This is a genomic window from Bacteroides clarus YIT 12056 (assembly GCF_900129655.1).
Classification (GTDB): Bacteria; Bacteroidota; Bacteroidia; order Bacteroidales; family Bacteroidaceae; genus Bacteroides; species Bacteroides clarus.
On sequence record NZ_FQWK01000005.1, the window covers coordinates 226,790 to 247,795 of the forward strand.

Annotated in this window: 16 protein-coding genes; 9 read left to right on the top strand and 7 right to left on the bottom strand. The window is 45.2% G+C overall.

Going from position 1 to position 21,006, the window contains the following annotated elements:
• Positions 1 to 17: 17 nt before the first annotated feature.
• The 6 genes from BUB52_RS10415 to BUB52_RS10445 all read left to right on the top strand — a co-directional run bounded on the left by BUB52_RS10415 (position 18) and on the right by BUB52_RS10445 (position 5,931).
• Positions 18 to 425: an acyl-CoA thioesterase gene (locus BUB52_RS10415; RefSeq protein ID WP_009122085.1), complete on the top strand. Its 408-nt coding sequence runs from the start codon at positions 18 to 20 to the stop codon at positions 423 to 425.
• On the top strand, positions 418 to 1,536 hold the full coding sequence (gene dprA / locus BUB52_RS10420; RefSeq protein ID WP_009122086.1) for a DNA-processing protein DprA: 1,119 nt from the start codon (positions 418 to 420) through the stop codon (positions 1,534 to 1,536). Before BUB52_RS10415 ends, dprA begins: the two co-directional genes overlap by 8 nt.
• 406 nt (positions 1,537 to 1,942) lie before the next feature.
• Positions 1,943 to 2,908 carry a DUF3575 domain-containing protein gene (locus BUB52_RS10430; RefSeq protein ID WP_009122088.1) on the top strand — a complete coding sequence of 322 codons (966 nt, stop codon included), beginning with the start codon at positions 1,943 to 1,945 and terminating at the stop codon, positions 2,906 to 2,908.
• The gene (locus BUB52_RS10435; RefSeq protein ID WP_009122089.1) at positions 2,905 to 3,870 is read left to right on the top strand and encodes a DUF5119 domain-containing protein; all 966 of its coding nucleotides are present in this window, start codon (positions 2,905 to 2,907) and stop codon (positions 3,868 to 3,870) included. Before BUB52_RS10430 ends, BUB52_RS10435 begins: the two co-directional genes overlap by 4 nt.
• Positions 3,871 to 3,913: 43 nt before the next feature.
• A complete protein-coding gene (locus BUB52_RS10440) occupies positions 3,914 to 4,894 on the top strand; it encodes a fimbrillin family protein (RefSeq protein ID WP_254302477.1) in 981 nt (326 codons plus the stop codon).
• Positions 4,895 to 5,040: 146 nt separating this feature from the next.
• Entirely contained in the window at positions 5,041 to 5,931 is an 891-nt protein-coding gene (locus BUB52_RS10445; RefSeq protein WP_009122092.1) for a helix-turn-helix transcriptional regulator, read from the top strand.
• A 117-nt stretch (positions 5,932 to 6,048) separates the two neighbouring features.
• Here the strand turns inward: BUB52_RS10445 and BUB52_RS10450 are convergent, their stop codons facing one another.
• The 4 genes from BUB52_RS10450 to BUB52_RS10465 form a co-directional block, all read right to left on the bottom strand.
• The gene (locus tag BUB52_RS10450; RefSeq protein ID WP_004291708.1) at positions 6,049 to 6,804 is read right to left on the bottom strand and encodes a succinate dehydrogenase/fumarate reductase iron-sulfur subunit; all 756 of its coding nucleotides are present in this window, start codon (positions 6,802 to 6,804) and stop codon (positions 6,049 to 6,051) included.
• Between the two features lie 33 nt (positions 6,805 to 6,837).
• Positions 6,838 to 8,784 (bottom strand): fumarate reductase/succinate dehydrogenase flavoprotein subunit, encoded by a 1,947-nt coding sequence (locus BUB52_RS10455; protein ID WP_009122093.1) that lies wholly within the window; start codon positions 8,782 to 8,784, stop codon positions 6,838 to 6,840.
• Between the two features lie 35 nt (positions 8,785 to 8,819).
• Positions 8,820 to 9,524, bottom strand: a complete 705-nt coding sequence (locus BUB52_RS10460; protein ID WP_039950777.1) for a fumarate reductase — start codon at positions 9,522 to 9,524, stop codon at positions 8,820 to 8,822.
• A gap of 163 nt (positions 9,525 to 9,687) precedes the next feature.
• Positions 9,688 to 10,590 (bottom strand): helix-turn-helix domain-containing protein, encoded by a 903-nt coding sequence (locus BUB52_RS10465; protein ID WP_083554544.1) that lies wholly within the window; start codon positions 10,588 to 10,590, stop codon positions 9,688 to 9,690.
• Between the two features lie 113 nt (positions 10,591 to 10,703).
• Here BUB52_RS10465 and BUB52_RS10470 point away from each other — a divergent pair, with 113 nt between their 5' ends.
• A complete protein-coding gene (locus BUB52_RS10470) occupies positions 10,704 to 11,306 on the top strand; it encodes a phosphatase PAP2 family protein (RefSeq protein ID WP_009122096.1) in 603 nt (200 codons plus the stop codon).
• A gap of 8 nt (positions 11,307 to 11,314) precedes the next feature.
• On the opposite strand, the gene BUB52_RS10475 is transcribed toward BUB52_RS10470, so the two are convergent.
• The 3 genes from BUB52_RS10475 to BUB52_RS10485 are packed head-to-tail and all read right to left on the bottom strand — an operon-like array spanning position 11,315 to position 15,339.
• Positions 11,315 to 12,928, bottom strand: a complete 1,614-nt coding sequence (locus BUB52_RS10475; protein WP_009122097.1) for a S41 family peptidase — start codon at positions 12,926 to 12,928, stop codon at positions 11,315 to 11,317.
• 18 nt (positions 12,929 to 12,946) lie between these two features.
• Positions 12,947 to 13,420: a pantetheine-phosphate adenylyltransferase gene (coaD, locus tag BUB52_RS10480; protein WP_009122098.1), complete on the bottom strand. Its 474-nt coding sequence runs from the start codon at positions 13,418 to 13,420 to the stop codon at positions 12,947 to 12,949.
• Positions 13,417 to 15,339 carry a DNA topoisomerase IV subunit B gene (locus tag BUB52_RS10485; protein ID WP_039950854.1) on the bottom strand — a complete coding sequence of 641 codons (1,923 nt, stop codon included), beginning with the start codon at positions 15,337 to 15,339 and terminating at the stop codon, positions 13,417 to 13,419. The genes coaD and BUB52_RS10485 overlap by 4 nt, the downstream gene beginning before the upstream one ends.
• Before the next feature lie 398 nt (positions 15,340 to 15,737).
• On the opposite strand from BUB52_RS10485, the gene BUB52_RS10490 reads away from it, so the two are divergent.
• The gene (locus BUB52_RS10490; RefSeq protein WP_009122100.1) at positions 15,738 to 18,980 is read left to right on the top strand and encodes a SusC/RagA family TonB-linked outer membrane protein; all 3,243 of its coding nucleotides are present in this window, start codon (positions 15,738 to 15,740) and stop codon (positions 18,978 to 18,980) included.
• 20 nt (positions 18,981 to 19,000) lie between these two features.
• Entirely contained in the window at positions 19,001 to 20,998 is a 1,998-nt protein-coding gene (locus tag BUB52_RS10495) for a RagB/SusD family nutrient uptake outer membrane protein (RefSeq protein WP_039950856.1), read from the top strand.
• Positions 20,999 to 21,006: the final 8 nt, after the last annotated feature.

Here is a 21,006-nt window from a genome sequence, read left to right on the forward strand (position 1 = left end):
AAATAGTAAATACCATAATGGACTATATTTATGAACTGAAGATGAAGGTACGCGACTATGAATGCGATCTTCAGGGTATTGTCAACAACGCCAACTATCAGCACTATCTGGAACATACGCGGCACGAGTTCTTGTCGAGCACGGGTGTCAGCTTTGCCGCACTTCACGAACAGGGAGTAGACCCGGTGGTGGCACGAATCAATATGGCATTCAAAACGCCGTTGAAGAGCGGTGACGAATTCGTGTCGAAACTGGCGATGAAGAAGGAAGGCATCAAGTATGTGTTCTATCAGGATATCTTCAGGGCAAGTGATAATAAGGTAGCCATTAAGGCGGTGGTTGAAACGGTATGTGTGGTGAACGGACGTTTAAGCGACAGCGAATTATTCGACAACGTCTTTGCCCCTTACCTCGACCATGAATAATGACGAACGTCTTTGCTGTATAGCTCTTACGCTTTGCCCCGGTATAGGACATATCGGGGCAAAGCGTTTAATGGACGGCATAGGCAGTGCCGTTGACGTTTTCGGGCGGCGTAAAGAGTTGCCGGAGCTCCTGCCCGGTGTGAATCCTTCCATCATTACGGCTCTTGATTGTCCTGCCGCTTTTCTTCGCGCCGAGCGCGAAATGGAATTTGTGGAAAAGAACCGCCTGACCTGCCTTACTTTGCAGGATGAGGCCTACCCTTCCCGCCTGCGGGAGTGTGAGGATGCTCCGATTGTCCTGTTCTTCAAGGGAAATGTTGATTTTAATCGTTTACATGTCATCAATATGGTAGGTACGCGTCGTGCAACGGAGTACGGCAAACAGTTTTGTGCGGACTTCGTACACGATTTGTCTGTACTTCTTCCCGATGTTCTGATAGTGAGCGGCCTTGCTTACGGCATTGATATTCATGCGCATCGTGCCGCACTTGCCGATAATATTTCCACTGTTGCCGTTTTGGCGCATGGCTTGGACCGTATTTACCCCTTTGTACATCGTAAAACGGCTGTCGATATGCTGGCAAATGGCGGTTTGCTTACCGAGTTTCTCACAGAAACTAATCCGGGCAAGCATAACTTCGTCAGCCGTAACCGCATTGTGGCAGGTATGTGCGACGCGACGATTGTAGTGGAATCCGCCGCTAAAGGCGGTTCTTTGATTACGGCGGATTTAGCCGACGGTTACCATCGCGATTGCTTTGCCGTACCCGGACGGGTGACGGATGCCGCTTCCATCGGCTGTAACCGGTTGATACGGGATAATAAGGCGGCGCTTGTGCAAACTGCCGGGGAATTTGTAAAAACAATGGGGTGGGGCGGTACGGAGCCGTCATCCAAGGCGGAGGGTATTCAGCGCAATCTGTTTCCGGAATTGACGGATGAGGAGGGGATGATAGTGCGTATACTGGCTCGTCAAGGAGATTTGCATATCAATGCGCTTGTAGTAGAAGCGGATATACCTGTGAACCGTATGAGCGCGCTGCTTTTTGAACTGGAGATGAAAGGAGTGGTAAAGACGCTGGTCGGAGGGATGTATCACTTATTGGCATAAAAAAAGGAGTACCGCTGTACTCCAACCTTTGTTAACCTTAAATCTAATACTATGAAAAAAATCACATGACAAATGTATGGTTTCTTCATATATCTTCCAAATATTTACTCTTTTCCTGAATTTCTTTTAGTTTTCTTTTACGAATATTTACTGTTTTCGTACACGCTTGGACATCTTGACTTAAATAGAGTATATATACTGACTATATGATAACAATCCGATAGGTGGCGCCTGTTGCTTTTACCCTTCGTGGAATATTCCGGACGTTTGCCTGTATCGGGGGGTACATAAGTTGCAAAAAGTTTCCAATCGTTTCACAGAACCTTCCAGCGTGTTCAATGAGCTGGCCTTTCTGTATTTTCTTTAATTTTAATGCTTTACTTTTGGCTTTATACAACGCAAAGTTATGGTGAACCGTATCAATATAGTTATTCTTATCATGCTCTTTTTTTTACCGGTGGGAAGAGTGTTTGCGCGGGCTGATACTTTGAAAGTTGTAAGTAATGCAGTACGGGAACCGGTTATGGTGCCGAGCGAGTGGGGAGAGGTTTATCGGTGGGTGATTGCCGATGAGAATGTGCCGGATAAGGAAGAGGTGTTGATGCTGATTCGATATCATTATGGAAGTTTTGACAGATTGGCGGAACTATTGCGCTATTTGAACGGCGGCAAGGCCTATACATATTTATTGCAGTTTGTTTTTCCACGGATAGGCAGATATACGATAAAGCCTGAGGAGCTTCCCGTCGCTGCGATGCGGGTGCCGGAGCGGATATTGCCGATGGCATATATTGATGCCGGAGTGCTTGTTCCGGCTGTGTTGATGGAGAAAGAGGGAAGAGCGGATTCATCGCGTAGGGTTATCGTGGCTCTGAAGAATAATATATTATACGATTTGGCTTTGGCTCCTAATATAGAGGTAGAGCTTTCGATAGGAAAGAGGTGGTCTTTGAATACTGAATATAAATGCCCGTGGTGGTTGAACAGCCGACATGACTTCTGCTATCAACTTCTTTCGGGAGGTATGGAAGCACGCTATTGGTTGTGTGACAGAAAGATGCGTGATAGGCTGACGGGGCATTTCTTAGGTATATATACCGAAGGTGGCGTATATGACTTTCAACTGAAAAAGGAGAATGGCATTCGTGGCAGGTATTATACGGCTTCGGGGCTGACTTACGGATATGCGCGCCGACTGACCGGGCATCTTGCCATCGAGTGTAGTTTGGGAATAGGCTGTTTAGCAACCGGGTATCGTAAATATACCTCTTATAAAGGAGATTTGGTCTGGACTAATGGCGGGCACTATCATTTCATCGGCCCTACAAAGGCGAAAGTGTCTTTGGTGTGGCGTATAACGGCAGGACAATGAAAGTGGTAGGCGGTATCAGATATAGTGCGCTCATGCTTCTGCCCTGTCTGTTGACAATGCTGTCGGGATGTGGTTTTAGGGAAGTTCTGGATGATTATCCTGTCAGCGGTGTACGGATAGTATTGGATTGGGCGGATGCGGCGGAGAACTTGCCGAAGACCATGCGGGTAATATTTTATCCGAAAGATACCGAAGGACGGAAAATAGAGGGTTATCTGCCGACTGCCGGAGGAGAAATGAAAGTGCCGCCCGGCAATTATGCGGTGGTAGTTTATAATTATAATACGGAAAGTGTCTGTATAGAGAACGATGAAAGTTACGAGACTATCAAAGCGTATACGGAACAGTGCATTGGTATGGATGTCGGGGAGGATATGGTTTGGTCACCGGATGATTTTTATGTTGTGGCGTTGGATGATGTGGAGATAGTGAAGAGTGAAACGGCTATTGTGATGAATTTGAAACCGGAACGAGTGGTAAGCAGTTATTCGTTTGCCATCAAAGTGGATGGTGTGGAAAATATTTCGGCTATTGTGTGCCATGTTAGCGGATTGAATGGCGGTTATTTTCTTGGTAAAAGAATGTGCATACCCGCGGAAGCTCCCGTTTGTGTGGAGACTGATTGTAAAAATGGAGTGTTATGGGGACATTTCTCGCATTTCATGCTTCCGAAAAGTGCCGATACACGTGCCGATAACCCGGTGGTGCTGACCATTAGGATTATCAAGGTGGATAAACAGGTACAAGAGGTGCGGGTTGATATCGAAGACCTGATAGAGACTGCGGCTCCCGATGAGGGGGAGGAAATACCGCCTGCTCCTGATAGGGAAGTATATATTGAAGTGCCTGTTCCCGACGGACAGATTACGGTGGAGGTGGATAAGGACGAAAATGGAAATGGCGGTATTGACGGTGATATAGGCAATTGGGATGATGAAACCAATGTGGATATTATTGTGTAGAAACAAGATAAGCAATTAATATATTAACTAAAAACAAATGGTTATGAGAAAGATTTTATTGGTGGCCTTAGCCGCAGTAGCAATGGTAAGTTGCTCCGAAAATGAAGAGTTTGAGAATGGAAGTACGACAAACCGGATTCAATTCGGAACAGTAGTGAAGACCGGAACAAAAGCGTTGGTAGCTACTACGGAGAATTTCAGCGCGTTTACCGTAAGCGCTTATAAAACAACAGATGTAATGGGGCCGACCGTACAGCTGAGTACAGGTTTTATGGATGATGTAGAAGTAACTAAACCGTCTGCGGAATGGCAATATGCCGGAAATTACTATTGGCCGATTTCCGGTAAATTGCAATTCTTCGCTACTTCACCGGCACAAACCTTGGATATTACTACCGCTGCGGGTTATCCGAATTTTGACTATACGGTAAAAGCCGTTGCCGACCAAGAAGATTTGGTTGCCGCCAATGTCATAGACCAAGTAAAGTCTGAATCGGCTATTTCTCTCCCTTTCCAGCATCTTTTGACGCAGGTGAATTTCACAATTAAAGGAGAGGTCGCCGATTTTATTTATACCGTATCGAAATTGGTGATTAAAGGTGCGAAGGATAAGGCTACCTTTACTTTTGACGGAAGCAGTACCGTAGGCGCTTGGAGTAATTTGGCTGCGTCTGCTTCAGGTGTGACATACGAATATGCAGGCAGCCCCGTATCGGTTACTCCGACTACTGCCGAGCCTGATGCATCTGCGGCTTTTGAGACTTCCGGCAATGCCTTGTTTATGTTGATGCCTCAAGACGACTTAACGGGCGTGACCTTAGATGTTACCTACACTGCCGCACCGAAAGACAAATCAAGTGAATATACCTGGAATGATACTAAGGTCGTTACCCTTACAGGCAGCTGGGGAATGGGTAAGAACATTCGTTATACGTTAACATTGACAAATAACGCTACTCCTATCAAGTTTACTCCGAAGGTTGATACATGGACGGATGCAACCGGTACATTCACCGGGTTATAAAACCTTGATATAAAAGTTCTGTTTTATTTTCATCATACTTTAGTTTTTCCCCGAAAGCTTCTTTCAAAGTTTTCGGGGAATATTTTTTTTGTTGGCTGTTTATGGTTATTTTTGCCAAAGCAAACAAACCAAACATCCTACCTGTCATGTATGACTCTTCCGCTTGTGGAGCGGGTAACGCTGACTGTCTGAAATGTCCCAAGGCCGTGGACAATCTCATTCTATATGCTTCTCACAGTAGGGGATTTCACTTTATTGTGCCCAGATGCGACAACAATATCATTATGTTTCTTTTGAAGGGAGAAGCCCTTATCAATAGTAAAGAATACGCAGGTGTGACATTGCATGCGGGTGAATTTATTCTTCAAGCTGTCGGTTCGAAGTACGAGGTGCTTGCTATGACGGATGTTGAGTGTGTATGCTATCGTTTTTCCCGGCCGGAGTCCTTTTGTGAGGGACGCTATCGGCATATCGTAAAGGACGTGGTTCCACCTCTTATCTTCTTTCCGTTGAAAATCTGTTCCGAACTGAACTTCTTCTTAGAGGCTTCGAAGTCTTATTTGGCCGGGGAGAAGATTTGCAGGGAGTTACTGCAATTTAAGCAGAAAGAACTTGCTTTCATTTTGTGGCATTACTATTCGGATTATGAACTTTCCATGTTGGTGCACTCGTTATCGGAATACACTGATAGTTTTCAGTATTTTGTGCTTAAGAATTATGATAAGGTCAAGACTGTTGAAGAATTTGCCGAATTAGGCGGATATACGGCTACGACTTTCCGCCGTATATTTACTTCTGTATTCCACCAGCCTGTGTATGAGTGGATGCAGGAACGGAGAAAAGAAGGTATTCTTTATGAACTTCGGCATACGGACTTTACGATTTCTGAGATTTGTTATAAGTATGGCTTTGAATCTTTGCCTCATTTCTCTAATTTCTGTAAGAAGAATTTTGGATTGTCTCCTCGCAGCTTAAGGAAAGAGGCTGGGAGTTCATCGCTCTCTGCGGTTCAAAGTTCTGAGCCTCTTTCTGTTTAGACTTGCTTTTCTGCCTGGATATAAACTGCTTCCGTTAATTCTTAAATAAAAGAACTCCTCTACCGGTTGCCCGATAGAAGAGTTCTTTGTGATATTAATCAAATGTAGAAAGTACGGTTAGTCTTTCAGTTTTGCAATGATGAAGTCGCGGTTCAGACGTGCGATGTTGCTGATAGAGATGTTCTTCGGACATTCGGCTTCACATGCACGAGTGTTTGTACAGTTACCGAAACCGAGTTCATCCATTTTGCTCAACATGGCTTTGGCACGACGCAATGCTTCCGGTTTACCTTGAGGCAGCAGGTTCAACTGGCTTACCTTGGCGGAAACGAACAGCATGGCGGAACCGTTCTTACAAGCTGCTACACAAGCACCGCAACCGATACAGGAAGCGGCATCCATAGCTTCGTCGGCGATAGGCTTCGGAATCAGGATGGCGTTGGCATCCTGAGGAGCGCCCGTGCGTACACTAACGTAACCGCCGGCTTGCATAATCTTGTCGTATGCCGTACGGTCTACCATTAAGTCTTTGATAACCGGGAAACCGGCAGAACGCCAAGGCTCTACGGTGATAGTATCGCCGTCGTTGAAGCGGCGCATATAGATCTGGCAGGTGGTGGCACCTGTTGCAGGTCCGTGCGGATGTCCGTTGATGTAAAGAGAGCACATACCGCAGATACCTTCGCGGCAGTCATGGTCGAATACAACCGGTTCTTTGCCTTCACTGATGAGCTGTTCGTTCAGAATATCCAGCATTTCGAGGAATGAAGTGTCGCCCGGAATATCTTTCATTTGGTATGTTTCAAAAGCGCCTTTTGCTTTCGGACCCTTCTGGCGCCATACCTTGAGCGTAAATGATATATTTTTATCCATTTTCTTTAATTCTTTAAATGTTCAACTTCCCGATTAGCTCTTATAGTTACGAGTCTGTACCTTGATTGCTTCGTAAACCAGCGGTTCTTTCAGCAATACCGGAGCTTTTTCGTCAGAGCCTTGGTATTCCCAGCAAGCAACGTAGAAGAAGTTTTCGTCATCACGTTTAGCTTCGCCTTCCTCAGTCTGGTATTCTTCGCGGAAGTGACCGCCACAGCTTTCGTCACGGTTCAGGGCATCGTAAGCTACCAATTCACCCATTGTGATGAAGTCATACAGACGGATAGCCTTGTCGAGTTCTACGTTCATACCTTCTTTGTCGCCCGGGATGAAGAGGTTGGTTTCGAATTCCTTGCGGATTTCTTTCATCTTCTTCAATCCTTCTTTCAATCCTTCGGCGGTACGTCCCATACCGACATATTCCCACATTACGTGACCCAGTTCCTTGTGGATGGAATCTACTGACTTCTTACCCTTGATGTTCATCATCCAGTCAATCTTGTCTTGGATGGCTTTTTCAGCAGCGGCAAATTCAGGCAGGTCGGTAGAGAAGCGGGGAACGGTAATCTGATCGGCCAGATAGTTCTGGATAGTGTAAGGCAATACGAAATAACCGTCGGCCAGACCTTGCATCAATGCAGAAGCACCGAGGCGGTTTGCACCGTGGTCGGAGAAGTTGCATTCACCGATAGCGAACAGACCCTTGATGGAAGTTTGCAGCTCGTAGTCAACCCAGATACCGCCCATTGTATAGTGGATGGCAGGATAAATCATCATCGGGTTGTCGTACGGGCTCACGTCTGTGATTTCTTCGTACATATCGAAGAGGTTACCGTAACGTTGAGCTACCACATCTTTGCCCAGACGGTTGATTGCATCGCTGAAGTCGAGGAATACGGCCAGGCCGGTATTGTTTACACCGAAGCCCTTGTCGCAACGTTCTTTGGCTGCACGGCTGGCAACATCGCGCGGAACGAGGTTACCGAATGCCGGATAACGGCGTTCCAAGTAGTAGTCGCGGTCTTCTTCGGGGATGTCTTTTCCTTGCAGAGTGCCTTCTTGCAGTTTCTTGGCATCTTCCAGTTTCTTCGGAACCCAGATGCGACCGTCGTTACGCAGTGATTCGGACATCAAAGTCAGTTTAGACTGTTTGTCACCGTGTACAGGAATACAAGTCGGGTGAATCTGTACGTAAGCAGGGTTAGCCATCCACGCACCCTTGCGGTAGCAGGATATAGCTGCCGTACAGTTACAGGTCATGGCGTTGGTAGAGAGGAAGTATGCGTTTCCGTAACCGCCGGTAGCGATAACCACCGCATGAGCGGCGAAGCGTTCCAGCTTACCGGTTACGAGGTTCTTTGCGATGATACCGCGGGCGCGTCCTTCAACGAGTACAACGTCCTGCATTTCATAGCGGGTAAACAGTTTTACAGTACCTACGTTTACCTGACGGCTCAATGCGGAGTATGCACCCAACAACAACTGCTGGCCTGTCTGGCCTTTAGCGTAGAATGTACGTGAAACCTGTGCTCCACCGAAAGAGCGGTTGTCGAGCAGACCGCCGTATTCGCGGGCGAAAGGAACGCCTTGCGCAACGCATTGGTCGATGATGGCGTTTGATACTTCAGCCAAACGGTAAACGTTTGCTTCGCGGGCACGGTAGTCACCACCCTTTACAGTATCGTAGAACAAACGGTAAACGGAGTCACCGTCGTTTTGATAATTCTTTGCAGCATTGATACCGCCTTGCGCAGCGATAGAGTGTGCGCGGCGCGGAGAGTCTTGAATGCAGAAATTGAATACTCTGAAACCCATTTCACCGAGAGAAGCGGCAGCAGAAGCGCCGGCAAGTCCGGTTCCCACTACGATGATGTCCAAACGGCGTTTGTTGGCAGGGTTCACTAATTTTTGGTGAGCTTTATAGTTAGTCCATTTCTCAGCTACCGGTCCTTCCGGTATTTTAGAATCTATCTTAGTCATAATGCTATTACAATTTAATCATTTACAATAATTTATTAGCAAGCGCCGCTACACATCATTGATTTGATGAAGAATACGACAACTACCAGAGCGAAGCATACAACAACGATAGTGGAATAGATGTTGGAGATGCATTTCCAACGGTTGATCCATACTTTGTTGTTCCAGCCCAAAGACTGCATGGAGCTCCAGAAACCGTGAGTCAGGTGGAACCACAATGCACCCAGCCAAATGAGGTAAAGCACTACGAATACCGGATTAGAGAAGGTGTTCTGGATGTGATAAACACCGTTGGCCGCATAAGCCAAAGTAAGTGTGTCGGCATGCATACCCATGTTGTGCATTAACTCGGGAAGCTGCATTTTAGCCCAAAAGTTTACCAAGTGCAGACCGAGACCTACAATTACGATGATACCCAGTACAAGCATGTTTTGAGAAGCCCATTCCACGGTTTTAGGTTTGTCTACTACGGCATAACGTTCGTTACCACGTGCTTTGCGGTTCTGCATAGTCAGCCAGAAAGCGTAAATGATGTGGATGATGAACAAAGCAGCTAAACCCGCGGTAGCTACCAATGCATACCAGTTTGCTCCCAGGAACTCACAAACCATGTTGTAGCCGTTGGCCGAAACCAATGCAACAAGGTTCATCGCCATGTGAAATGTCAGAAACAGGACAAGGGCGATACCGGTAACGCTCATCACCACTTTCCTTCCTACAGATGAATTACTTAACCACATAAATGATTGAATTTAAATTATTTAATAGTTAGAAAATATATTCTTTTAAATACAGTTTTACTAATTTCTCGCAAAAATAGAGGAAATACCTTGATTAAACAAGGAATTAAAGAAATAATTCCGTAATCGGTGGACAATGAAGCTGACGGGCAAGCAGGCCGTTTTACTCGTCCTCTTGCTCTTTGTTGTGTTCTTTACAGATAATAGTGATGGTTTCACCGTTGGCGGCACGTTTGCGCAAGGCACGGGGAGTGTCGCCAAAAGAGTCTTTACAGAAGTGGGCGAAGTGTGATAATGAATCGAATCCATAGCGGGTACTGATTGCAGAAATACGCTGTTTGGTATATTGCAGGTCGTTTAAGATGCCTTCACGTTTCTTATCCAGAATCCATTCGTATACAGGTACGCCATACATATTCTTGAATAACCGCCGGAAAGTGGTTGTGGTATATCCGCCAAGGTGGGCAAACTCTTCTACATTTTTTACTTTATCGTAGTTTTGCATGACGAAATAGTGGAAACTTTCCGTATACGTACTGATTGGATAAAAGAAAGTGGAGATTTGCTGAATCGGATAGTAGCAACTCAGGATATAAATTATTTCCTGACATTTAATGTCGAGATACTTGCTGCATGTCGCCGGTTGTTCCTTGAAATATTCTGTTAAATCGTCAAGTAATCTTTCCAATTTGGGAATGACTGTCAAAGGAGTATAGGTCAGTGGGGCATGCGCTGTTTCAAGTATTTCTTTGTAGCGTTCTTCGCAAAGGAGAGGAAGTTCCGTGAACCAATAGATAAGATATTCAACATCAGTCAGCGCCAGTAGTTCTACCTTAGAGCCGATAGCCTGTAAAATACATTGGCGGGCTTGTAAAGTAGTGCCGGGATATTCTTCACTATTCACAAGCAATTCACCCTTCAACATGAATATTATACAGTTTTGCGTACACTTTTCGGCAGAGAAATGCTGTCCCTTGGGATATTGGCTATATATCAATGCTCCTTGAGATGTTTTAGGACATAGCGCACAATCAATTTGCCGAGAGCAACAACTATTTAACGTCATGAATAGATATGTGAATTGTATTAATATGTAAATTGTGGCAACAAAGATAAGATAATTTTGCGAATACTCTAAGGATTTCGGCTATCTTTGCGTCAAACTAATAGGCAGGTTTTATGAAAAGAACCATTTTTTTTGTATTTTTTGTTTCCTTTGTTGTATCAAATCTCTCTGCGCAGAATTGGGATATAAATACATTACATCGAGTTAATAGTTGGGATAATAAATTTGTCCGTAATTATAATAAATTTATTTCACGTTCGGAGCCCTATGTAGCCATTGGTGTTCCGGTAGCGATGGCGCTGACGGCATGGGCTAAAAAGGATAAGGATTTATTGAAGGATGCTGTATATGTCGGAACAAGTGTGGCGGGTGCATTTGTAGTGACATATGGCATGAAATATCTTGTTGACCGCGAACGTCCGTATGACCGTTACCCGGATAGGGTACATCCGTATAGTTATGAAAGTAGTCCTTCATTCCCATCGGGACATACTGCGTCGGCTTTCGCTCTAGCCACTTCTTTATGTATAAAATATCCCAAATGGTATGTGATAGCTCCTTCCGCCTTGTGGGCCTGCTCCGTCGGAGTGTCCCGTATGAATGAGGGCGTACATTATCCATCGGATGTATTGGCCGGTGCGGCTATCGGCGCGGGTTGTGCGATTGTGAATATCTACGTAAACCGCTGGCTGAATCAATGGTTGTTTGGAAAATGATAAGGTGATTACCTTACCACTTTCTCATACGCTCCTTCATTTAGAACTTTCAAAGCTTGCAGTACGCTGTTGTTCGTGGTATTCATTATTTGGAAGTATTCGTTCATATCCCATAGGTCACGGGCGATTAGGGCTTTTAATTGGGTTTTGATGAGCGGCAGGGACTTTTGATGTTGCTTTTCATCGAACTTAATCTTTTCCTGGTCTGCAAGGGAACGCATATTTGCCAATACTTCATCGCTGATTTCGAACTTATCATTGAATGTCTCGAACTTTTTGTATTTGTTCTGCAATTCTTTTCGATTCTTTTCTATAAACTTCATCGTTGTCTTGATAACTACGCCTTTAGCTACAAGGTTCCGGTGGTAATCAGTGTATTGAGTCGTATCTATCGGTACGAAAAAGTCGGGCATGATACCGCCGCCGCCATAAACGGTACGCGCTAATTTCTTTGTCTGATATTTCAGGGAGTCGGGGAAATGTATGCTGTCGGCATGCATTAATTCGCCATGATTAAAGCGGTCTATCAATTCCTGATTATACTTTTCCTGATTGTTCTCTCCGTTGAGTGTACCGTCCAAGTTGGCAGTCTTGTCATAAGGCTTTTGTATGCAGCGGCCGGAAGGAGTATAGTAACGGGCAATGGTCAGGCGTATCATAGAGCCGTCCGGCAGGTCGATAGGACGTTGCACCAATCCTTTGCCGAAAGTGCGGCGGCCTACAATCACTCCTCTGTCCCAATCCTGAATGGCTCCGGTTACGATTTCACTGGCGGATGCGGAATATTCATCCACTAAAACGATGAGGCGGCCGTCTTTAAACTTCCCATTCCCTTTTGCATAGAAGTTACTGCGGCGCGCAGCCCTGCCTTCGGTATAGACAATAAGGTCTTTTTGTTGCAGGAATTCATTGGCGAGGTCAATAGCGGCATTCAGATAACCACCGCCATTTCCTTGTAAATCAAGTATCAGGTCTTGCATTCCCTTTTTCTGCAGCTCCTTTAAGGCTTTAAGAAATTCCTCGGCAGTAGTTGCTCCAAAGCGGTTGATACGGATATAACCTGTCCGGGGTTGTATCATATATGCGGCATCCAAACTAAGAATAGGTATCTTATCCCGCTTCACAGTGAAGAGCAGAGGCTCATTTACTCCGCGGCGTACGATTGTCAACTTAACTTCCGAACCTTTTGCTCCACGCAGTCGGCTCATAATATCTTCCGTGTTCATTTTCACTCCGGCAATAGCGGAATCGTTAACGGCTATAATACGGTCACCGGCAAGAATACCCACTTTCTCCGAGGGGCCGTTGCTAACGGGTTGCACCACAAGCAGCGTATCTTCTATCATTTGGAACTGTACGCCGATACCTTCGAAGTTACCTTGCAGAGGTTCATTCATTTTCTTTACTTCTTCGGCATCATTGTAGGTAGAGTGCGGATCGAGTTGCGCCAGCATCTTAATGATAGCCTCTTCCACCAATTTATTCTCATCAACGGAGTCCACGTAGAGGTTGGCTATGGCAAACTCTGCCATTTGCAACTTACGAAGAGCCTCGTTACCCATTTTCTGAGCCTGTACCGTTACGGCACATATACATAATATAATAGTAAAAATTTTCTTCATTATCCTTATCACTCACCACTAATCACTAATCATTTCATCACTCATTTCCATTCCTTCCGGCAGGAACATGCTTATATCTTTTCCGAATTGCAACAGTTCGCGTACGGTGGTCGAACTTACGCAGGTCAACTCCGGCTCCGTAAAGAGCAGGATGGTTTCAATACCTGTCAGTTTGCGATTTATATCGGCAATGGTTTCTTCGTACTCGAAGTCCTTTACCGTACGTATTCCGCGTATAATCAGATTGGCATCCACTTCCTTGGCGAAGTCGATGGTCAGGCAGTCGTATGATTGTACTTTGATGCGCGGTTCGTCCCGATAGTAATCCCGTATCATCTTTTCGCGCTTCTCGATAGGGAAATGCGTATTCTTATTCTCGTTGATACCTATTCCTATGACGATTTCGTCTATGAAAGTCAGCGCGCGGCGCACTACCGAGGAGTGCCCGATGGTAAACGGGTCGAATGTACCCGGAAAGATTGCTCTTCTCATGATGCTAAATCTTCTTCTATAACCAAGTTGTCGATGATAAAGTTTTGCCGTTCCATGGTGTTTTTTCCCATGTAAAACTCCAATAACTCTTTTACTAAGTCTGTTTTACGTAATGATACCTGTTCCAAACGCATATCTTTACCGATGAAATGTTTGAACTCATCCGGTGAAATCTCTCCCAAACCTTTGAATCGGGTTATTTCAGGATTCGGGCCTAACTCTTCAATCGCTTTCACCCGTTCGTCCTCTGTGTAGCAATAGTTTGTTTTCTTCTTGTTGCGTACACGGAATAGCGGGGTCTGCAAAATATATACGTGTCCTTTCTTTATCAGGTCGGGGAAGAACTGCAGGAAGAACGTGATGATAAGCAAGCGGATGTGCATACCGTCTACATCGGCATCGGTGGCAACAATCACTTTGTTGTAGCGCAATCCTTCGATGCCGTCTTCGATGTTCAGCGCGGCTTGCAACAGGTTGAACTCTTCGTTTTCATACACCACTTTTTTGGTCAGTCCGTAGGAGTTGAGAGGTTTACCGCGTAGGCTGAATACCGCTTGCGTGTTTACATCGCGACTTTTGGTGATAGAACCGCTGGCGGAATCACCCTCGGTGATGAAGATACATGATTCGGCCTCTTGGTCTTTACCTTTTCCATCACTCAGGTGGAAGCGGCAGTCGCGTAACTTGCGGTTATGCAGATTGGCCTTCTTAGCTCGTTCGCGGGCTAACTTGGTAACTCCGGCAATAGCCTTACGCTCTTTTTCGGAATCCTGTATCTTTTGCAACATGACCTCGGATACCAACGGGTTTTTGTGGAGATAATTGTCCACTTCCGTTTTGATGAAGTCGCCCACATATTTGTTTACTGTAGGGCCCTCAGGCCACATATTGTTAGAACCTAACTTCGTTTTGGTCTGGCTCTCGAACATCGGCTCCTCCACGTCAATGGCAATGGCGGCTACCAATCCGTTACGGATGTCAGCATAATCCTGATTCTTATTAAAGAACTCTTTGATGGTACGGGCAATATGCTCCTTTAAAGCCGTTTGATGCGTACCGCCCTGTGTGGTGTGCTGTCCATTTACGAAAGAATAATATTCTTCTCCATACTGATTGGTATGTGTAAAGGCTATTTCGATGTCTTCTCCTTTCAGGTGGACGATGTCATAAAGTCCCTCACTGGTCATATTATCTTTCAGGAGGTCCTCCAGACCATGACGGGAGATAATTCGTTGTCCGTTGTAGATGAAAGTCAGTCCTGTATTAAGATAAGTATAATTGCGTAGCAGCGTTTCTACAAACTGGTTCTGAAAAGAGTAATTGAGGAAGAGGGTATTGTCCGGTTCAAAGAAGATGTAAGTACCGTTTTCTTCCGTACTGTCCTGTGTGATATCGCTTTGCAGCACACCTTTCTCGAAAATTACCGCACGTACTTTCCCGTCACGATAGCTGCGTACCTCGAAACGGCTGCTGAGCGCGTTGACGGCTTTGATGCCGACACCGTTCAGACCGACACTCTTTTTGAAGGCCTTGCTATCGTATTTACCGCCGGTATTCAGCTTGCTGACAGCTTCCACCAGCTTTCCTTGCGGAATACCCCGTCCGTAGTCACGTACACTTACGCGGAGATTTTCTTCTATATTGACTTCAATACGTTTGCCGGCTCCCATTTTGAATTCATCGATGCTGTTGTCCATCACTTCTTTCAGCAATACGTAAATACCGTCATCGTTTTGCGAACCGTCGCCAAGACGGCCTATGTACATACCAGAACGGACACGAATGTGCTCCATGTCGTCCAAATGGCGAATATTATCTTCATTGTATTCAACCTCACTGTTACCGGTATTTGCACCGGTTGTCTTTTCCTCGTAATCGGCGGAACCTTCCAATGGCAAAGTCATATTATTATCTTCCATAGAAAACATCTTGTATTGTAAGCACTGATATTTCGCAAAGTTAATAAGAAAATCAATATAAAACACCTATGTAAACAAATATATGTCCTGAAACTTTTCTCGGTTTACCGGATATTTAATAGGGAAAAGTTCGGTTGAAAAGGGTACTTTTTATGGGCTGCTGTTAGTTTTTGAACCTTTTTCATTAATTAGTCCACATCCGTATTATAATGTGTTGCTACTTTTGTTGCGCTATTATATCAATAAGGCGATGTATTTAAATCTAATACATTATTAATTTTATATATATGAATCTAATACTATGGAGCATTTCAAGGGGTACTCCTATGGTGTTTGGAAATGATGTCACACCGAATTGATATTTAAATAATATACTAATACTAAAAATAAAAACATTTATGAATCAAAAATTCCAGAGGACTTGCTTGGTTGTTCTATTAAGTTTTGTCTGCTTGTTTGCTTTAGCTCAAGGGAAACAGGTGTCCGGTATCGTTAAGGATACTTCAGGTGAGCCGGTGATTGGAGCCAATGTCATTGTGAAAGGTACTACAAACGGCACTATCACGGGTATTGACGGTGATTTTACATTGTCTAATGTGAAGAAGTCAGATGTTATTGTCTTTACTTTTATCGGTTATAAAACGGAAGAGGTTAAATATACCGGACAGCCTTCCGTTAATGTGACCCTGAAAGATGATACCGAATTGCTGGACGAGGTTGTGGTTATCGGTTACGGTACTGTCAACAAGCGTGACCTTACCGGTTCCGTAGCTTCCGTCAAAGCGGAGGATATTGCGGCAGTTCCGGTATCGAGCGCTGTAGAGGCCTTGACCGGAAAGTTGGCAGGTGTGAATATCACTACTACGGAGGGCTCGCCCGATGCGGAAATGAAAATACGTGTTCGTGGCGGCGGTTCGTTGTCGCAGGATAATTCACCTTTGTACATTGTGGATGGATTTCCTGTGTCGAGCATCAGCGATATCGCCCCTTCCGAGATTCAGAGCATCGATGTGTTGAAAGATGCCTCTTCTACCGCTATTTATGGTGCACGTGGCGCCAACGGAGTTATCATCATTACGACCAAAAGTGGTAAAGAGGGAAAAGTGCAGGTGGATTTTGGAGCTTCGTTCGGCGTGAAGCAGGTAACCCGCCTTACCAAAGTACTTGACCCTTATAATTATGTGGCTTATCAGAATGAGATAGATATGGGCAAACATGGCAATTACAGCGATATGGACATTTGGCGTTCGGTGGACGGGTTCGATTATCAGGATGAGATGTTTGGACGTACCGGTAACCAACAGCAATATAATATTAATGTAAGCGGTGGTAGTAAGGAGTTGCAATACAGTGTCAGCTATGCGCATAACGAGGAGAAGAGTATCATGTTGAATTCCGGTTTTAAGAAGGACAACATTAATGCTAAAATTAAATCGGAGCTGAATAAATGGCTTTCTTTGGATTTTAATGCCCGTTTGAGCCATACCGCAGTAGAAGGCTTGGGCGGCGGTGCAGATACGAACGAATCGAATGCGGCTAATTCTACGGTAGCCAATTCGGTTATTTTCCGTCCGATAGACCCTTTGCAAGCCAGTACGGATGACGAGGAGAACTCTACGGCAACTCAGAAGACTCCGTTGGAGCGTTTACTGGCCACAGAGAAAGAGCGCAGTACTTTTAATCAGAATTATAATGTTGGTATCAATTGGAAACCGTTTAAGGGTTGGACGTTCCGTTCGGAGTTCGGCTATGGCTGGAAATATGATGATACGGAGCAATACTGGGGAGTGGATGCCGTTTCTAACTCAAAATACGGAAATAACGGTAAACCGCAGGCTTATCTGTTGCGTGAGAAGACCAATAGCTGGCGTAATGCCAATACGCTGACTTATGAAAACAAGGATTTGTTCGATGGACGTGATCGCCTGAATGTCCTCATCGGTCATGAAGTGAGCAGCAGTTTCAAGAAGTCCGTTGAGAATGTATCGGTTGCTTTTCCGAATACGATGAATATCTCGGAAATTAAAGCAAATATGGGTACGGGCACTGCACTTCCTACGCAGTCCACCCTCGGCGCAAAGGAAAACATGCTCTCTTTCTTCGGTCGTGCCAACTATACTTTGATGGACCGTTATTTACTGACCTTTACACTGCGTGGCGATGGTTCCAGTAAGTTTGGTAAAGGTAATCAATGGGGATTGTTTCCATCGGCTGCATTGGCATGGCGTATCTCGGATGAGACGTTCATGGAAAGCGCTAAAGACTGGCTCTCTTCGTTAAAACTCCGTTTGAGTTTTGGTACGGCAGGTAACAACCGCATTAATTCCGGATTGCTTAATACTACTTATTCCCTTTCGGGTAACGACGCCCGCTATCCGGCTTTCGGCGATGCCATGTCTTCCATGCTGGAACATGGTACGAATTTATATAATCCTGATTTGAAGTGGGAAACTACCGTAACCCGTAACCTTGGTATCGACTATGGCTTTTGGAATAATCGTATTTCCGGTTCTATCGACCTTTATTGGAACACTACCAAAGATTTGTTGATGAAAACGGAAATTCCGTCTACTACCGGATACAACTATCAGTACCGCAACTTCGGGCAGACTTCCAATAAGGGTGTGGAATTTTCGATGAGCGCCGTTCTGCTGGATACGAAGAAATACGGTTTGAACTTTACGTTCAATCTGGCATATAACCGCAATAAGATTGATAAACTGACTACGGATACTCCATGGCAGAGTAGCAATTGGGCGGGAAGTACGATTTCCAAGTATGAGGATTTCCGTGTAGAAGAAGGTGGCCGTTTAGGTGAAGTATGGGGATTCAAAACTAACGGATATTATACGGTGTACGACCCAGTTTCCAATCCCAATGGTGATCTGATTTGGGGTGACGGTGAATGGACATTGCGTGACGGACTGAAAGATAATAGTCAGACCATTACCGGTGGTGCTTACTCTCCAGGAGGATTGAAACTCCAGTGCGATGAAAACGGTAACCCCATCAAACAACGGTTAGGTAATACTGTGGCTCCTTTGACAGGTGGTTTTGGCTTTAACGGTAATGTCGGTAATTTCGATTTCAATCTGTTCTTCAACTACTCGTTGGGAAATGTAATTATCAATGGTACAAAGTTGGCTTCTTCGTTCCGTTCCGGCTCAAGGACAGGTTACAATTTGAATAACGACTTTGCATTGGGTAACCGTTACACGTGGATTGACCCGGAAACAGGTTTGAATCTTGCCAGCAGCAGTAGCGCTGTACTCGAAACGTACGGTTCTATGACTGAGGCCGGACTGCGTTTGAACCAACTCAATCGTAACGCTTCAATCTTCCACCCGGCTGCGGTTACGACCATGCAGTTGATAGATTATGCTGTGGAAGATGCTTCTTTCTTACGTATCAACAATATTACCGTGGGTTATACACTCCCCAAAACTTGGGTGAAGAAAGCGTTCCTGCAGAATGTGCGTATATATCTGACCGGATATAACTTGTTCTGCTGGACCAACTATACCGGTGCAGACCCTGAGGTCGATACCAGCAGTAAGCGCAATGCGTTGACACCGGGTGTCGATTATGCGGCTTATCCGAAAAGCCGTTCGTTTGTCGGTGGTATCAATATTACGTTCTAACTCTAAATATATAAATGTATATGAAAGCAATCTATAAAACCTTGATATTGTCGGCGGGAGTCATTTATTTTACTTCTTGCTCCGATTTCCTTGACCAAAGTTCACCGTCAGAGATGAATGATGAAACGGTGTTTAATAATACGTATTATACTAATCTCGCTTTGAATAAGGTGTATGGCGATTTGACACAGGACCAGACCTATTCGAGCTTTCTCCCTATTGTTTGCGGACTGAATACGGACTGCGAATTGGTGGACGGTTTAGGGGTGGATGCAAGCAATACGTCGAATGAGCGTGGATGTATGAACTATAATTGCAGTCCCGGCTGGTCGCGACTGGCAAATGTGTGGGATGCCATGTATAAGCTGATAGAGAATACCAATTTGGTGATTGAAGGCGTAGAGGCAAGTCCTTTGCTGAATCCCTCGGAAGATACGAGTGAAGCGCGGGCTCTTAAGAAAACAATGTTGTGCTATCGTGCTGAGGCGAAAACATTGCGTGCAATGGTTTATCTCGATTTGATACGTTTGTTCGGTGATATTCCTTTTAAGATGGAGCGTTCTCAATCGGATTTGAGCAATGCTTATCTTGGCAAGACAGACCGTGATGAGATTATGGACTCGTTGATTACAGATTTGGAAGAGATTATCCCGGACCTTCCGTGGGCAGGTGAGGACGGATATACTACGGAACACGTTACACGCGGATACGCTCACGGATTATTGGCCAATATCGCGCTGACGCGTGCCGGCTTTGCTATCCGGGAGAAAGCGAAAGAGGGGTATATTGAAGGAGAGAACAGCGATCCTGTCTATCCGACCCAACGTTGTGACGACGAGACGCGTGCCAAAATGTACAAGTTGGCGGAGCAACATCTGGCTGCTGTCATCAACTCCATGAAGCACTCCCTGACCACTTCGGTAGAGGAGTATTGGCGACAAATGAATGTGTGTGAGTTGCAGACCGTACAACCGGAAAACTTGTTTGAAATCCCGATGATGCTGAATAAAAGCGGTGAGTTGGGATATACGGTAGGTTTCCGTGTAAGCGGAGCAAGCAGCTACTTCGGGCTGAAAGGTAATTCTTCCGGCAAGCTGAAATTGACGGCTCCTTATTTCTGGTCGTTTGACCACAGTGGAAAAGATACGCGGCGTAATATTACCTGCGCACTGTCGGAGTTTTCTACAGATAAAGATACGAAGGCGTTTCGTGAAACCCTTTCCGGTAACAAGCCGTTCTCTATCTACTGCGGCAAGTGGGATTACCGCATGATGGCGGGTAATACGTCATGGCTGGAAGCCGTACGTGCGGGAGATGCGTCCGCCAAGATTTGTTCGGGTATCAATGTGGTGAAGATGCGTTATCCGCATGTTTTGCTTATGTATGCAGAAGCGGTTTATGAAAATTACAAGACGGAATCGGCTCAAGGAGTGGATGCGGATGGAAATGTATGTGTGATGACTGCTAAAGATGCCCTGCTAGCTGTTCATAAACGGGCTTATGCCGATGCGGACAAGGCTGTTGGAGAAGCTTTCATTGAGAAGGTTATTGCCGATAAAGGTTTCATGGGTGCCATTATGGACGAGAATGCATGGGAGCTTGCCGGTGAAGGTGTACGTAAATTCGACTTGATTCGTTGGAACGAACTCAGTAACAAAATCGATGAGTTCAAAGAGGCTTATAAGGAATGTGTAAATCTTGCCGACCAGGCGGGGGGCTATCCTTCAAAGGTATATTACAAGTACAAAACCACTGCTGTATATGCCGACCAGGAGATAGACATGAATAGTATCAATTGGTATGAAAAACCGTCGAGTACAAGTGGCTTCGAGAGTAAGGATTTCTGGGGTAAGGAATTGAATGACAGTAAGGGACAGGAACAGTTGACGATTAACCTGCCGAGCATTTCATCCGGTTTGAACAAGGAGGTGAAGAACCGCTATTTATTGCCCATCGCTTCTACTACCATTTCTACATCGAATGGAAATTTGTATAACTCTTATGGCTACGCCAACTAATTTGCAGA

Excerpts from the sequence above, each read along its gene's own strand:
- BUB52_RS10415 (WP_009122085.1), top strand. The coding sequence starts at position 18 with ATGGACTATATTTATGAACTGAAGATGAAGGTACGCGACTATGAATGC.
- BUB52_RS10445 (WP_009122092.1), top strand. The coding sequence starts at position 5,041 with ATGTATGACTCTTCCGCTTGTGGAGCGGGTAACGCTGACTGTCTGAAA.
- dprA (WP_009122086.1), top strand. The coding sequence starts at position 418 with ATGAATAATGACGAACGTCTTTGCTGTATAGCTCTTACGCTTTGCCCC.
- BUB52_RS10475 (WP_009122097.1), bottom strand. The coding sequence starts at position 12,928 with ATGAAGAAAATTTTTACTATTATATTATGTATATGTGCCGTAACGGTA.
- BUB52_RS10450 (WP_004291708.1), bottom strand. The coding sequence starts at position 6,804 with ATGGATAAAAATATATCATTTACGCTCAAGGTATGGCGCCAGAAGGGT.
- BUB52_RS10455 (WP_009122093.1), bottom strand. The coding sequence starts at position 8,784 with ATGACTAAGATAGATTCTAAAATACCGGAAGGACCGGTAGCTGAGAAA.
- BUB52_RS10470 (WP_009122096.1), top strand. The coding sequence starts at position 10,704 with ATGAAAAGAACCATTTTTTTTGTATTTTTTGTTTCCTTTGTTGTATCA.
- BUB52_RS10440 (WP_254302477.1), top strand. The coding sequence starts at position 3,914 with ATGAGAAAGATTTTATTGGTGGCCTTAGCCGCAGTAGCAATGGTAAGT.
- BUB52_RS10460 (WP_039950777.1), bottom strand. The coding sequence starts at position 9,524 with ATGTGGTTAAGTAATTCATCTGTAGGAAGGAAAGTGGTGATGAGCGTT.
- BUB52_RS10495 (WP_039950856.1), top strand. The coding sequence starts at position 19,001 with ATGAAAGCAATCTATAAAACCTTGATATTGTCGGCGGGAGTCATTTAT.
- BUB52_RS10435 (WP_009122089.1), top strand. The coding sequence starts at position 2,905 with ATGAAAGTGGTAGGCGGTATCAGATATAGTGCGCTCATGCTTCTGCCC.
- BUB52_RS10430 (WP_009122088.1), top strand. The coding sequence starts at position 1,943 with ATGGTGAACCGTATCAATATAGTTATTCTTATCATGCTCTTTTTTTTA.
- BUB52_RS10485 (WP_039950854.1), bottom strand. The coding sequence starts at position 15,339 with ATGGAAGATAATAATATGACTTTGCCATTGGAAGGTTCCGCCGATTAC.
- coaD (WP_009122098.1), bottom strand. The coding sequence starts at position 13,420 with ATGAGAAGAGCAATCTTTCCGGGTACATTCGACCCGTTTACCATCGGG.
- BUB52_RS10465 (WP_083554544.1), bottom strand. The coding sequence starts at position 10,590 with ATGACGTTAAATAGTTGTTGCTCTCGGCAAATTGATTGTGCGCTATGT.
- BUB52_RS10490 (WP_009122100.1), top strand. The coding sequence starts at position 15,738 with ATGAATCAAAAATTCCAGAGGACTTGCTTGGTTGTTCTATTAAGTTTT.